This window comes from uncultured Veillonella sp. (assembly GCF_934190855.1).
Lineage (GTDB): Bacteria > Bacillota > Negativicutes > Veillonellales > Veillonellaceae > Veillonella.
This window is the reverse complement of sequence record NZ_CAKPTN010000003.1, coordinates 1-15,859: the sequence shown is the minus strand read 5'-3', so window position 1 is coordinate 15,859 and position 15,859 is coordinate 1. Positions and strand designations below refer to the sequence as shown.

Below are 15,859 nucleotides of genomic sequence, written 5' to 3'. Positions count from 1 at the left end.
ACACCCTCATTTTAAGTCTTTCAGTATTTCTGCTATATACTCTCTATTTAACCAATAGCATTGTTTTGTTATCGCTTGACCGTCAGGCAACAGAACCTTATCGTTTCCATCTTTCCCCTTAGGACGTATATGGCAAACACCATTAAATTTAGTTCCTGGCAAATTATTGGATACACCGTTAGGTACAGGTTTAAGTTCAACACCCGTTTCCAAAATTGATTTAGTTGTTTTCCAAAGATCTTTTAGTTCATGTTCAATAACTACTTCTGGCATATTCCAAAGCATAACGCCTTTTAAGTAAGGCTCTCTATCTTTATTTTGTGTCGCTGTTTCATCGTATTGAAATACCACAAATAGATATTTTGTATATTCAAAATTCTCGTAAACTTGAGATTCTTCCCAGTCATCTCTAATCCAACGATTAAAATCAATTTGTTCAAAGGACATATGTTCACGAGGAACCCCATTAGGCTCTAATCTTATTGTTTTAAATTTTATATTAGCTTTATTAAACTCTCTAAGAGATTCTAGCTTAGTTCCCTTTACCCTTAATATGGCGCTAATAAGGTTTGCGTTAAAAGCCTTATTAGTGCTGACTGGGATATTCATAAGTCGAGCAAGCTCAGATACCCTTTTACCAATATATGGAGCAAATCGTTCTTGTAATAGCTGTAATGTAGTCTTACTCTTAAGTTCATCAACATTAAAGAGCGATGGAATTGATTGTCGCTCAATAACACGTCGAGCAAAAGCAGTCATATAGGAACTTTTAAGAGAGAAGGCACGTTGCTTGGCAGGTATATCTGAAAACGGTTGTTTTCTCACTGAATTAGCATTAACACCCTTAGTACATGCAGCTAAATACATGGTATCACTTTCAGAGATATTATGGGCTTCACCTTGCTTAATTTTATCTATAATAGTCTGCCAGTCTTGCTTTATGATTTCCAAATCTGCCGGATCAAATTCATGCAAAACAGATTTAACTATCGGAAACTCCTTCTTATCTAAGTCATCCTTATATAAGTAAAATACAATTAATAGATTCTTATTTTTCTGCCAAAAAGCAGAGTTATAAAAGGAATCCTTATAATCTTCTTCATAATTGATAATGTTAAGCACTAAACGCTCTTTAGCTGAGAAGTCATTCTTTTTATTCTCTTTTATAGCTGTTACTTTTAGCTCTAATCCCAAATTTACAAAATCGGCTTCAGCACGACTATTCACCGCAATTTTAAAAAGGCCTTCCTCTAAAATCTGACCTATACCGCCCTTATTCCCTTTACTATCTAAGCGATTATTTATATCAAATTCGCCAACTGTTCTGCCTTCTGCAGATTGCGCCACCTCTAATACATCTTCAATAGAGTTATACACTTTATCTAAATTCATTAGAACCGCCTCCCATCGCATATATGTAAATTATATCAAGGTATAAAAGAATATACTAATTCAACTTTCACTAGCATTTTCATCTATAAATCGCAATATATAAATATCAATATATGTTCATATCAAATAATTTCATCAATCCCTTATGATTATTACTACTATACGTCTTTTTTGTCTCCTAGAGTTGTGATATAATGTAACTAATTACTCTTGGGGCGTAGTGCGCCCAAATGGATCCAACAGAGTTAGTGTGTTTGCAAGGAGCGTACGCAGTTGAAAAAGGGGTACATCAAGTTAATAGCGGCCATCGTACTCGGTGCAGCTATTATCGGTGGTGGGATTTATGGGGTGTATACACTCTTGTCATCCAATACAACGACAATTTTATATCGATCAACGGTTGACGATAAGATCAACGCAATCCGTCCTTATATTGTCGCACTAGACACATATAACTCGTACAACGTAGCTTATGCTAACCAATTACAGCCAACTCTTGAAGAGTTACGTAATGGTTCTCATAACACGACGATTACATTACCTAAATATAAGGAACTCCGAGCTGCATTAGAAACAGCAAAACAAGATAGTTCTACTCCATATGAAGATGTAAACCAAGCAACCAATGACGTACTGACTGTACTTGATCAGATCATTCCGATTGCCGATCAGTTGCAAGCTTACTATGTAGAACGTCGATTTGAAAAAGATAATTTCAAAGGTAGCGATGATTTAGCAGCACAATATGTACCATTAGCTGAACAATTCTACGCTACGTATAATGCATTAGATTTAGCTTTAGATAATCGTAACAATGAACTCTATAAAGAGCGCATGACCGAGTATCAAGGCGAAAAACGGGAAAATGCGGTTAACTTTATTGAGTTAAACCTCATGACAGCACAAACTATCGACCTTATTGATCCAGATGGAAATACGGATACTCAAAAGGTTGAGGCTAACTTACAACAAATTTCACAACGCATTAGCAAATTACAACCTGGTACTACTTCAGAAACACAAAATGCTGTGCGAGAGTATCAAGATGCTGTAAAAGAATTTATTGCAGAAGCCCGCAACTACATCATTATTAACTCATCTTACGGCGAAGCCTATACGCAATTATTTATTAAATACAACAAGATGATTAGCAAAGCCAATGCCGTAAATATGGCAGACTTAGACGTAACAGAGAAAAATAAAAAATAATGACATACAAAAAGAGGACCAAATGGTCCTCTTCTTTTTTGTCTATTTAAGTTTAAGGTCTTTCGTAATGATGTAGTATTCAGATGGTGTCATCTTAATACCATCAATCTTCTTATTACCTACGATATTGACTTTAGGATAGCCCAAGAACAATGCTACCGCGTTATCTAACATAAGTTGTTGTGCATTGATAACCGCATTACGGCGTACCACTGGATCATTACCACTTTCACCAAGGGCTAACAATTCATCGAAACGCGGATTGGAGAAGCCCGTACCATTAGTTTCAACACCTGTGCCCCAGTATTGTTTCAAGAACCATACTGGTTGACCTGTATTAGCAGTTACTACGCTAGAGATAATCATGTCATAATCGCCAGATTGAGATAATGTGTCAATCACAGCATAGTCTACGATTTTAATTTGTAAATCTACACCAATTTTTTTGTAGTCTGCTTGTAATGCTTCTGCATATAATGGCAATTCAGGACGAGATGTATAGGCATAGAAATCAAGCACTAGGTTTTCACCGTTTTTATCTACAATGCCATCGCCATTCGTATCTTCATAGCCTGCACGTTTAAGCAATTCTTTAGCATGTTCTACATTATATTTATTAGGATCGCGCAGTTGGTTAAAGCCATAGTCAATGGATGGTGGCAATGGAGCCTTACCAGGTACAAAGGTATCTTTCATAAGATTCTTTGCGTAAGACTCACGGTCTGCTGCAGCTATGAGGGCCGCCCGCAAATCAGGATTTTTAAGCTTACCTTTTTGCCCCATACGAACAAATACGTCACGCAAGGAAGCTACTTCATAGATAGTAAAGTTCTTATCATTTTGGAAAATACCGTATTCGCCAGGACCAATGCTAACGGCCATATCTACATCGCCTGCTTGCAATGCCATAGCACGTGTATTGGCATCGTTAATGGATGGAATTTCAACCTTAGCAAAGCCGGCCTTACCATCCCAATAGTTATCGTTACGTTTTAGTTCTGCACGCTCTTTTGTGAAAGAGGATACTACATAAGGGCCCGTACCGATAGGACCTTCCTTCGCAATATCACGACCATCGGCCTCTGCTGTGACATCCATAATTAGGAACAATGGATCCCCTAACAAGTTTGGCAAGTTATAGTATTCCTTGTCAGTCTTAATCGTCAATTCCTGACCTTTAGCGGTGATGTCTGTATAGTTAAAGAACGTTTTTGCTCTTTTACTCTTAGCAAAGGTTCTTTCTAGAGATGCTTTTACAGCCTCTGCGGTCAAACTTTTACCATTAGAGAATTTTACTTTATCGTTAATGGTGAAAGTCCAGGTCAACTTGTCATCACCTTGTTTCCAAGAGGTGGCAAGCCATGGGGTTGCTTTCATTTGATCGTCAAACTTAATGAGCGTTTCACCTACGCCAAAGCGTACAACGGCCCAGCTGAAATAGTTTTCTGTTGGTTCTAATGTTCCAGCAAAGCTAATGGCCCCTACCTTTAGCACATCATTAGATGGAGCAGCCTCTTGATTCATACAACCAACTGTGCCTAGCACGGTCATACCTAAGGTCATGCCAATTAATAAAGCCTTACGAAACCCTTTCATTACACACCTAACCTTTCTACATACATTAACTATCATTTATGCTCAGATACTCACTATGTTTTGCCTTAACATAACCTAGTAAACCTAACCCGCTTTTTACAACAGTTAATATAGAGAGAATCTATGTACATCACTTCATATGAGCATATCTCGTTATACCCATAGGGGTATATTTCATATAGTCAACTATACTATATATTGGGTGTTAACACAATGCATATTGACGAAATATTTCGATATACCTATTCAAAAATTATTCATACCTAACTTTAGTGTAAAAAAATAGCAGTTAGCTTTTAAACTAACTGCTATTGTAATATACCTATCAGATTTAAAACTCTACATGTTAAATCTATACGCTTGAATGTATTTCTTATATTATGCTTCTAATGTAGCCTCTTCTAGTGTAAGTGGCTTATGATCTTGGCCAATTTCAAAGATAGAGCTCAATAGAACCTTTGTATACGGATGCTTTGCATCGGCTAAATGGAATGCATCTAGCTCTTCAACGATAGCCCCTTTGTACATTACGACCACCTTGTGGCACATAGTACGAATGAAGGCGATATCATGAGCGATAAATATGTATGTTAAGTTTTTCTTTTTTTGTAAACGCGCCAATAAATAGGCAATGGAGTCTTGTACAGATACGTCTAGAGCACTAGTGGCTTCGTCTAATACGAGAATTTCAGGCTCTAACACGATAGCACGGGCAATGGCCACACGTTGACGTTGACCACCAGACATTTCATGAGGATAGCGATGCATAAACTCGCGAGGTAAATCTACCATCTCAAGATAATCGCCAGCAATTTGTTCTTCTTTCCCTTTTTCTAAAAGGCCAAAGTTATATAATGGCTCAAGGATGATATCCTTTACCTTCATACGCGGATTAAATGCTGCAGATGGGTCTTGGAATACCATTTGAATTTTCTTGCGGTATTCTTTTGTTTGCTCAGAGTTCATATGCTGAATCTCTACGCCATCTACGTAAATCTCGCCTTCCGTAATAGGCAACATCTTCATGATCATACGAACCAAAGTCGTTTTACCAGAGCCAGATTCCCCTACAATCCCAAGGGACTGGCCTTTTTCTAAGGTAATATTAATATCCTTACATGCTTCCAGCTCACCACCTGTAGGAAGTGGGAATCGTTTACATACATTTTTTAATTCTACAGCGTAGTTAGTCAATGTAACGACCTCCTCCCAATGTTGGTACCGCATTTTTTAATTGCTTCGTATATTCATTAGATGGATGTTCCAAAATGTCTTGTGGTGTGCCGGCATCTACGACACGGCCTTTTTTCATAACAATGATATAGTCAGACATATAGGCCGCTACACCAAGGTTATGGGTTACCATAACAATGGCAGAATTATGCTCTTTAGATAATTCAAGCATTTGCATTACCACTTGAGATTGTGTCGTAACGTCTAGTGCAGAGGTCGGTTCATCCCCAATAAGTAGTACTGGATCTAATGCCAACGCCATAGCAATACCAACACGTTGGCGTTGACCGCCAGATAATTCATGCGGATAGCGACGAAGCATATCTGCTCCATTAGGAAGAGATACGGATTCTAGCAATTCAATAGCACGGCGATCACATTCTTCATTAGAGATTTCAATATGAGACTTGAACAATTCTCTGAATTGTTTACCAATGCGGACGATTGGATCTAAGGCACTACCACTATCTTGGAAAATCATGGCCATATCTTTGCCTCGCAAAGATCTCCATTCAGATTTAGACAGGTTACGAAGGTCATGACCATTAAAGATCATAGAACCATCTGTAACTTCACCACCTACAGGTAGTAAACCCATGAGGGCCCGGATCACGGTAGTTTTACCAGATCCGGACTCGCCTACGATGGTTAATACCTTGCCGCGTTCCAAGGTAAAATTCACATCCATAACAGCAGGCACACCTTGGTACGCGATGTTAAGGTTTTCTACAGTTAGTACGTTTTCTGCCATTATAGCTCCTTATTATTTAGTAATTTTGTTTGTAATCCAGTAGTAATCAGTTGGGTACATTACGGCACCTTTCAAGTAAGAGCCAGTTATGATATTAGTTTTAGGGTAACCTAAGAATAATGCAGCGCCATCATTCATCAATAATTGTTGAATTTGGATTGCATATTCACGACGTTTAGCAGGATCGAATTCAGTTTTAGCTGCATCTAACAATTGGTCAACTTGTGGGTTGGAGTAACCAGAACCATTTTGAGGATTGGAACCATCTACGTTAGTATGCCAGTAGTTACCTAAGAACCAGATTGGGTCGCCTGTATTAGCAGTTACGATATTGGAAATAAGCATATCATAGTCGCCTTCTTTACCCATTTTATCAACCAAGTTATAGTCAACTGTTTTAATTTTCATGTCGATACCAACTTTTTTGAGGTCTGCTTGAACAGCTTCTGCATAAAGTGGTAATTCAGCACGAGAGTTGTATACTACGAAATTGAATGTTAATGGTTTGCCATCTTTATCAAGGATGCCGTCGCCATCGGTATCTTTCCAGCCATCTTCTGCTAACAATTGTTTAGAACGTTCAGGATTATATGCATTAGGATCTTTCAAATCTTTGAAGCCATAGTCCACGGATGGTGGAATTGGAGCGGAACCAGGAATGAATGTACCTTTTAATAATACATCAGCATAGTTTTTGCGGTCTGTTGCAGAAATAACAGCTGCACGAACTTTGTCATCACCAAGAACGCCTTTTTGGTTAATACGAGCCAATACTACGCGAAGGGATGCAATTTCATCAACCTTGAACTTATCGTTATTTTGGAATAAGCCAATTTCACCAGCACCGATGTTAACAGCCATATCAACATCACCAGATTGTAAGCTCATAGCACGTGTATTAGGATCATCGATAGAAGGAATCTCTACAGTTTTGAAAGGTACTGTGCCATCCCAGTAGTTTTCGTTGGCGGCCATTTCAGCACGTTCTTTTGTGAAAGATTTAACTACGTATGGGCCTGTACCGATAGGACCTTCTTTGGCGAAGTTACGACCATCTTTTTCAGATTGAACGTCAACGATTAGGAACAATGGGTCAGCTAAAAGACCAGGCATATTAGGATATTCTTTCTTCGTATGAATTACCAATTGTTGGCCATTTGCTTCGATGGAATCATATTCAAAGAATGTTTTTGCAAGATTGTTTTTTTCAAAAGAGCGTTCGATAGATGCTTTAACAGCTGCTGCATCTACTTTTTTACCATTAGAGAATTTTACCTTATCGTTGATAGTAAAAGTCCATGTCTTATGGTCTGGAGATACTTCCCATTTAGAAGCAATCCAAGGTTGAGGCTTCATTTGTTCGTCAAATTTAGCCAATGTTTCACCTATACCATAACGCATTACAACCCAGGCGAAGAAGTTTTCTGTAGGTTCTAATGTAGATGCGAAGTTAGTTACGCCAACCTTTAATACGTCTTTGTTATTAGCACCACCATTGGAGCCACAACCTGCGATGAAGGAACCCATCATTACAATGCTAAGACCTGCTAAGAGGGCTTTTTTCCAAGATTTTTTCATGTAAAATCTCCTTGTACAATTACATATAAACATAAAACATACACATCATAACTACTACAAACCATAATAGTCATAATGGAAAAACCACAGTATTGCTTATTTATCCGATAGCTTTCACAAAGCTATCTATAAATAAGCATCACACGTAACTAACCTTGGTTCTTAGGATCCACTACGTCCCGTAAGGAATCAGACCAAAGGTTAAAAATAGCAACTACGATAAGGATGGACATACCAGGGAATGCCATAAGCCATGGGCTAGTTTGCAAATATTGGCGTCCTTCATTAAGCATAAGGCCCCATTCTGGTGTTGGTGGTTGAGCACCAAAGCCAAGGAATGAAAGACCTGCTACTTCAATCATGATAGCCCCAATATCAAGCGCACCAGTTGTAACAACAAGAGGAAGGATATTAGGAATGATATGACGTCTTAAGATAGTCGTTGTAGACGCACCCATCATAACGGCAGCCGTTACATACTCTTCACCGCGAACTTTCAAAGTCATAGAGCGTACGATACGAGCATATTTTGCCCAGCCAACTACAGATAGCGCTATTATCGTATTCACAATGCTACCGCCCAAAATACCAGCAATAGCAATGGCTAATACAACGCCAGGGAAGGATAGCATAATATCTGCAAGACGCATAAGGATAATCTCAATCTTACCGCCGAAATAACCAGCTACCGCACCAATAACAGTACCAACACTTACCATGATAACAACGATGCTTACCCCCATAAACAAGGATAACTGTGTACCGTAAATAACACGAGACAATACATCACGACCTAGCTTATCTGTACCAAATAAGTGATGACTACTTGGCGCTTGTAATGCTTGACTCATATTGGATGAGAAAGCATCACCTGGTGCCAACCAAGGTGCAAAAATAGCAACGAGGACTACGATAATCATTAATGCGCTGTAGAAAGAGAACAATTTATGTTTTTGAATAAATTCTGCCATTATGCTCTCTCCCTTTTCAATCTAGGGTCTAATAGGATATATGATGCATCAACTAATGCGTTAATACACATATAAGCTAAAGCAACCCACAACACAAAGCCTTCAATCAATGGATAGTCGCGCATAGTAATGGCGTATACTGCCATATTCCCAAGACCTGGCCAAGAGAATACCATTTCTACAACGGCTACACCACCCAATAACCAACCAATGAGAACACCTAAAATGGTGATAAGTGGTAGTACTGCATTAGGTAAAATATGCCCGAATAAAATTTTTACTTCACTTACACCACGAGCGCGAGCACCGATAACGTAATCTTTTTCCATTTCTTCAAGGATAACGAGACGAACTTGGCGCATGTACTTGGACCCTACTACAACAGCTAATGTAATAGCAGGCAAAATAACGCCTGTAGCAGTCACACGAGATGATGCAATTGGTACAAGACCTAATTTAAGACCAAAGATGTAAATCAGTACAAGACCTAACCAGAATGTAGGCATAGATACGCCTACAAAGGATGCAGCCCGTAACAGATAATCTATCCATTTATTACGGTTCAATGCACTAATAATCCCAGCCGGCAATGCATAGAGTAATGTAAACACTAATGCAGTCCCTGCAAGAGCAACCGTGCCTGGTAAAGCCTCTAACATGCGATCTACAACAGGTTTCTTAGAGGAATAACTCATCCCTAAGTCACCTTGTGCAGCATTCACAACCCAGTTTGCGTATTGCACTATAAACGGTTTATCTAACCCGAGCTGAGCTCGAGTCTCATCGATGAGCTCCTGAGATACGATGGTATCTGCCGTTTCTAGTAACATCGTTACTGGATCGCCTGGTGCTAAATAGGTGAGACAAAATGTCAAAAATGTGATGCCAAACAGGGTCACAATAAATTGTCCTAACTGTTTGACAAAGCGTTTGCCCATAGGCGCCTCCTAAACTCTCTAAACACTAACAACAAATCAAAAGAAAAACTAATGTTACACCCCGCTCAACGTAGCAGTAATGCACGAAAATAAGGGAATGAAGATAGTCACCGGAGAAACAAAAAAGGCTAGTCGCCTGACTAACCTAAATTAAGCATAGTATATGCAATACCATGCTATTTAGAGCAGGCTTTCTGACTCTGATTCATTGCAACATTTCGGCCTTCCCAGTTTCCCAGTGACCCTATAATGAAACCTTGCTCCTCATTACAGCTATTTGCATAGTATGGGATTTACACCCATTTTCCTCTTTTGCGCTCGGCAAACACCGACACTCACTAGTTCATTCATTTTTATCGATTATAAATATACTATATTAATATTCTGTTTACAATACATATACCCCTTAGGGGTATGCATACATCGTGGATTTTCAATATAATTTTTATACTAATAAAAAATATCGATTAGTAATTAAGCCCCTATCCATGTATAAACCTATATAAATCACCTTATATATATGATTTTTCACTGTATTAACTGTATGCAATTGTATATATATTAATTATTATGATAATGATAATTTTCTTATAAAATCTTTTTATACATATCAAAAAATCTTTTACTCTATTGATCAACTGCCAACAAATCATAATTAATAAAGCTATAATTAATAAGTACATATAATATATTATCTATGCTTATTGTATACTCTCTTGCATCTCCTCTTGTATACCCTTTTGTATATCCTCTTGTATACCCGCCTGCACGTCCTAAAAGCCTAACATTTGCTTACGTAAAATTAATGCAGTCTTACAGACCTCCCCCTTACAAACAACATCGAAAAAGAGGCTGTTACTAAGTAACAGCCTCTAATAAGACGAGAGATATTCAGTTAATCGATACTTTGTTGTAAGCGGTGCGCTCTGCGTGTATCCCACGCTTTACGCAAAACATAGATCACGAAGCCGATGCTTACCGCTACTGCACTACCTACCATAGCATCAAAGCCACATGCGTAGATTGCATATAAGCAGTAGATAACGCCTGCGCCGAACAAGTAGTTAGAACGTTTGATACGGCTTTCAGCTACGCCAGCCATACGCATCATTGTAGGTACTGCTAAGATGCACAATACATACGGTACTACGTTAGTTACAACCGCTAAGTTTACTAAGATTTCAAATTGCTCACGCAAGGAGTCGCTTGCAGTGAACAAAGTAAGTAATGTTTCAACAGCAAGTAAAATGAATACGCCACGAACAGGAGCGTCTTTGCTATTTACACGAGCGAATACTTTAGGGAAGTAACCATGTTCCGCTGCGCTTTTGAATACGCGGGACAATGTGAATTGCCAGCAAAGTAAAGCGCCAAAGCAAGAAATAACCATAGCAGCCATAACGATGTTTGCAATTGTATCATTGAACATGTATACGAATGTCAAACCGAATGGCGCGTTAGAATTTAATAAGTCAACGTTAGGAACGATACCGGCCATAACGTTTGTGGACAAGATGTAAACCACCGCCACTGCTAATGTACCTGCTACAGTTGCAATAGGTACGTTTTTCTTTGGATTCTCAACAGCATCAGCATTAGCCGCTGCGGACTCAAACCCTAGGAAGCCCCATAAAGTTAGGGAAATAGATTGTTTTACCGCATCATAAAGCGGAAGATCATTTGGGTTCCATGCCGCCCAATAGATAGACGGATCAAACCAATACCAGCCGATTGTACCGATTAGAAGAACCGGAACAATAGAGCCCCAAATAGTCATGTTGCTGAGTCGACCTGTGAAGCGATTGCCTCGGAAGTTCAAAATCGCTGCAAACCACAAAAGCACAATTGTTACTTGGCTTGTTTGTGTCGCATTAAGGTCAACACCAAAGAAAGCTGCGCCATAACCTACGGCAGAAACCGCGATGGCGATATTAGCAATGATGAGAGATATGCTGTAAGCATAGCTCGCCATAAAATGTCCAGTTTTACCGAAGCGGTGTTCTGCATAACCGCCCATGCCCCCTTTATTTTGGGAGAACATACCCGCTTGAGCAAAAATATACGCTAGTAAAAGCGCACCCACAGCCGTCACGAGCCAAGATAAAACTGAAATAGTACCAACTTGAGCCAAATTAGTTGGTAACATAATGATCCCAGCTCCTAGCATATTGGCTGCTACCATTGTGGTTAGCTGGAATACAGACATTTTTTTAGCGGTCGTTTTCATGTATCAATCCCCTTTCACTAAGGTGAATTTTTTCTCGTCCATAATTCACTTAAATATAATATACCGCTAAGTAAATCCAGTTCGTGCTGTGATGGGCTTGAATGTGAATTTACCGTTGTTATTCTTATTACGAATTAAATAATAACACCTATGAAACCAAAATGAAAGTACTTTATTGGCGGACAAGCTATATTACACGAATTGAATAAATTATAGGTAATTTATCATCTAAAACGAACAGAACTCATTTTAACAATGACAAGGTATATTTTTATCCTATTTTATTCTGTGTATATATGTAATTTTTCCTATCTATCACGATTATAGTGTCCTAGTACAAGACTATTATTTTCTCATAGTCCACTGTATGCGTACACAAATATACACCATTTTAATAGTAAATTATCAATTAAAAACGCCTTTTTACAGGTATTATCTAGCTTTTAAACGAAAAAAATCGATATACACATAAGCTTTGACCTAACTATAGAGTTCTTAAACAAGACTTATATGTATATCGATCTTAAAATTTAATGTAAAATTTGAAACTCGTAACACTTCTTTACGGTTATTTCAAATATTATCCTTGTACAATAGGCTGCCCTAATTTAAATTATATGACTTACGTAAAATAATTACTCTTGTACAGAATTAACAATCGCTTTCCATTCAGCAATTTGTTTTTCTTCTGCAGCGATAAGGGCTTTACCATTGTTCCGTTGACGTTCCACACACTCTGGAGCTGTACCAGAGTAGTTATTACGTCCTGCTACACAGGCTTCGATAGAAATGGCATCGAGAATATCAGCATCAAAGTGATCAGAGATAGCCTTGAAATCCTCAACAGATAAATCAAGCAATACGCAGCCTTTTTCGATGCAATGATGAACAGCATTACCTACGATTTCGTGGGCTTCACGGAATGGAACGCCTTTTTTCGCAAGATAGTCTGCCATATCCGTAGCATTAGAGAAGTCATCATCGAGAACAGCTTTCATATGGGCCCCATTAACCTTCATACCACGAATCATTGCTGCATTGATGGACAATGCAAAGTGTACTGTATCGATAGCATCAAAGATGCCCTCTTTGTCCTCTTGCATATCCTTGTTATATGTAAGTGGCAAGCCTTTTAATGTAGTTAAAAGCCCCAACAAATGGCCATAGGTACGGCCTGTTTTACCACGCACGAGCTCACATACGTCAGGATTTTTCTTTTGTGGCATAATGCTAGAGCCAGTACAGTGAGCATCATCAAGTTCAATAAAGTTGAACTCGTTAGTAGACCACAAAATCAATTCTTCACTAAGACGGCTTAAGTGCATCATCACAAGAGATGCAAAGGACAAGAATTCAACTACATAATCACGGTCGGATACGGCATCCATACTATTTTCGTAAATACGGGAGAAGCCCAATAGCGTTTGTGTATAGGTTTGATCAATACCATATGTAGAGCCAGCTAACGCACCTGCACCAAGTGGCATGATATCCGCATGTTTGAAGACCATCAACAAGTGATCAAAATCGCGTTCTAGCATGGAGAAGTATGCCATCATATGATGACCAAACAATACAGGTTGTGCCCGTTGTAAATGCGTATAGCCAGGCATGATGACATCGCTGTATTTTTCAGCCGTTTCGATGAGTGCCTTTTGCATATCTACGATAAGCTCGCCCATTTCTACAACAGATTTACGAACGTACATATGTAAATCGACTGCACATTGGTCATTACGGCTACGGCCTGTATGCAAACGACCACCGGCTTCTCCGATATCATCGGTTAAGCGTTTTTCAATATTCATATGAATATCTTCAAGAGCCACGGAGAATGGAAACTCCCCTTTATCGATTTGGCCTTTAATCTTTGTTAAGCCCGCTACAATAGCGTCCCGATCTGCGTCGGAGATAATATTTTGTTTTGCTAGCATAGTCGCGTGTGCTTTACTACCCGCAATATCTTCGGCGTACAGCCGCGCATCAAAAGCGATAGAGGATGTAAAATCCTCTACCGCTTTATCTGTGCCTTTTGTGAAACGCCCGCCCCACAATTTAGCCATTATTTACCTGCCTTTTCTTTCATCAATGCATTAATTTTGAGAGGTAAACCGAACAAGTTGATGAAACCAGCCGCATCAGCTTGGTTATATACATCGTCTTCTTCGAATGTTACGAAATCTTCGCTGTACAAGGAGTATGGAGATGTAGCACCAGCAGAAATGATATTGCCTTTGTACAATTTAAGTTTTACATCACCAGTTACAGTTTTTTGAGTTTCATCAACGAACGCTTGTAAAGCATACATCAATGGTGCAAACCACATGCCATCGTATACGAGTTCAGCGTATTTGTTAGCAATGAGTTCTTTGTAGTGGTATGTAGCTCTATCGAGGCAGAGGTATTCAAGTTCTCTGTGAGCATACATGATGATGGATCCTCCTGGGTTTTCGTAAACGCCACGGGATTTCATGCCTACTAATCTATTTTCAACAATATCTACAACGCCTACACCATAGTGTGCGCCAATTTCGTTGAGTTTTTCTAACAATTGTAATGGAGTACCTTCTTGACCATCTACAGCTACAGGTACGCCATCTTTGAAGGATACAGTTACATAACCAGCTTCATCTGGAGCTTGTTCAGGAGTATGTGTTACCAAGTACACATCATCTTTAGGAGCATTTGCTGGATTTTCAAGATCCCCACCTTCATGGGACAAATGCCATACGTTTTGGTCCATAGAATATGGATGGGATTTTGTAGCTACAACTGGAATATCATGTTTAGCAGCATATTCCATGCAGTCTGTTCTGGATTTCAAATCCCACTCTCTCCAAGGAGCGATGATTTTCATATTTGGAGCCAATGCTTTGATAGCGAGTTCGAAACGAACTTGGTCATTACCTTTACCAGTCGCACCGTGAGCAATAGCATCAGCACCTTCTTTTTCAGCAATATCTACGAGGATTTTACCGATTAAAGGTCTTGCGAAGGATGTACCTAATAAATATTTACCTTCGTAAATGGCACCCGCTTTTACTGTTGGCCATACATAATCTTTTACGAACTCTTCTTTAGCATCCACGATATACGCTTTAGACGCACCAGATTTGATTGCTTTTTTCTCAACTGCATCATAATCCTCAGGTTGACCCAAGTCTACGCATACGGCGATAACTTCAGCGCCATAATTTTCTTTTAACCAAGGAATGATAACGGATGTGTCCAAACCGCCAGAATATGCGAGTACTACTTTATTTGCTTTACCCATGATAACACCTCATAAACTACTATCTATTTATACTCATATAATCAATATTATATCAGATGATTGTGAAAGCACCGTGGTTGTATCTGCTACCAACGGTCACTTCCGCCTTCTGACAAAAAATAGTATACACCTGTATAATTATAAATGCAAGTATTATTTTTATTCAATTTAATAATATATTTCGGAATGTAACTATCTGGATATAAAATAAGCTATATTATGTATTCCCCCTACACAATATAGCTTATTTAGATATGTTGAGTTATATATTATTAGATATGTTTAATTACATATAATTAAATACTTTAGTTATATGTTATTAGATACATTAGTTATATATAAAGTTTATATTACATTACTCTTCTACAAGTCCTAGTTCTTGTTGGTACGCATAGTCCGCTTCGGCTTGTGTAATCATGCCTTGGTCTACCATTTGCTCTAGAACGAGTTTTTGTCGAGCCTTTGCCCCTTTATAGTTCGTATACGGATCTAAATAGGATGGCGCATTAGGTAATGCTGCGAGAAGTGCACTTTGGGCCAAGGTCAATCGGCTCGGACTCGTTCCAAAGTATCCATGGGATGCTTCGTAGATACCGTAGTAGTTATGACCATAATATACGGTATTCAAATACATCGTTAGGATTTCTTCTTTTGAGTAGTAATGTTCCATTTCACTAGCGAGAATGGCCT

General features: G+C 38.8%; 12 protein-coding genes and 1 riboswitch. Of the genes, 1 reads left to right on the top strand and 11 read right to left on the bottom strand.

What is annotated here, in order from left to right:
* Positions 1–6: 6 nt before the first annotated feature.
* A complete protein-coding gene (locus tag Q0F90_RS00540; protein WP_296002085.1) occupies positions 7–1,392 on the bottom strand; it encodes a Sau3AI family type II restriction endonuclease in 1,386 nt (461 codons plus the stop codon).
* Between the two features lie 273 nt (positions 1,393–1,665).
* Between Q0F90_RS00540 and Q0F90_RS00535 the strand changes: the two genes are divergently transcribed.
* Complete coding sequence (locus Q0F90_RS00535; protein ID WP_296002082.1) at positions 1,666–2,601, top strand: DUF3829 domain-containing protein; 936 nt, start codon at positions 1,666–1,668, stop codon at positions 2,599–2,601.
* Between the two features lie 42 nt (positions 2,602–2,643).
* Here Q0F90_RS00535 and Q0F90_RS00530 read toward each other — a convergent pair whose 3' ends face one another.
* The 10 genes from Q0F90_RS00530 to Q0F90_RS00485 form a co-directional block, all read right to left on the bottom strand.
* Positions 2,644–4,197: an ABC transporter substrate-binding protein gene (locus Q0F90_RS00530; protein WP_296002079.1), complete on the bottom strand. Its 1,554-nt coding sequence runs from the start codon at positions 4,195–4,197 to the stop codon at positions 2,644–2,646.
* 378 nt (positions 4,198–4,575) lie between these two features.
* Positions 4,576–5,391 (bottom strand): ABC transporter ATP-binding protein, encoded by an 816-nt coding sequence (locus Q0F90_RS00525; RefSeq protein WP_296002054.1) that lies wholly within the window; start codon positions 5,389–5,391, stop codon positions 4,576–4,578.
* A complete protein-coding gene (locus Q0F90_RS00520) occupies positions 5,384–6,181 on the bottom strand; it encodes an ABC transporter ATP-binding protein (protein WP_296002053.1) in 798 nt (265 codons plus the stop codon). Before Q0F90_RS00520 ends, Q0F90_RS00525 begins: the two co-directional genes overlap by 8 nt.
* A 12-nt stretch (positions 6,182–6,193) precedes the next feature.
* Entirely contained in the window at positions 6,194–7,759 is a 1,566-nt protein-coding gene (locus tag Q0F90_RS00515; protein ID WP_296002051.1) for an ABC transporter substrate-binding protein, read from the bottom strand.
* A 149-nt stretch (positions 7,760–7,908) separates the two neighbouring features.
* Complete coding sequence (gene nikC, locus Q0F90_RS00510; protein WP_296002049.1) at positions 7,909–8,730, bottom strand: nickel transporter permease; 822 nt, start codon at positions 8,728–8,730, stop codon at positions 7,909–7,911.
* On the bottom strand, positions 8,730–9,668 hold the full coding sequence (nikB, locus tag Q0F90_RS00505) for a nickel ABC transporter permease (protein ID WP_296002046.1): 939 nt from the start codon (positions 9,666–9,668) through the stop codon (positions 8,730–8,732). The genes nikC and nikB overlap by 1 nt, the downstream gene beginning before the upstream one ends.
* A gap of 166 nt (positions 9,669–9,834) precedes the next feature.
* Positions 9,835–10,022: riboswitch (cobalamin riboswitch) on the bottom strand.
* 541 nt (positions 10,023–10,563) lie between these two features.
* Positions 10,564–11,895 (bottom strand): putrescine-ornithine antiporter, encoded by a 1,332-nt coding sequence (potE, locus tag Q0F90_RS00500; protein ID WP_274204167.1) that lies wholly within the window; start codon positions 11,893–11,895, stop codon positions 10,564–10,566.
* 635 nt (positions 11,896–12,530) lie between these two features.
* Positions 12,531–13,958: an argininosuccinate lyase gene (gene argH / locus Q0F90_RS00495; RefSeq protein ID WP_296002039.1), complete on the bottom strand. Its 1,428-nt coding sequence runs from the start codon at positions 13,956–13,958 to the stop codon at positions 12,531–12,533.
* Positions 13,958–15,169, bottom strand: a complete 1,212-nt coding sequence (locus Q0F90_RS00490; protein WP_296002036.1) for an argininosuccinate synthase — start codon at positions 15,167–15,169, stop codon at positions 13,958–13,960. Before Q0F90_RS00490 ends, argH begins: the two co-directional genes overlap by 1 nt.
* Positions 15,170–15,524: 355 nt before the next feature.
* A partial coding sequence (locus tag Q0F90_RS00485) for a transglycosylase domain-containing protein (RefSeq protein ID WP_296002032.1) occupies positions 15,525–15,859 on the bottom strand: 335 nt, incomplete at its 5' end.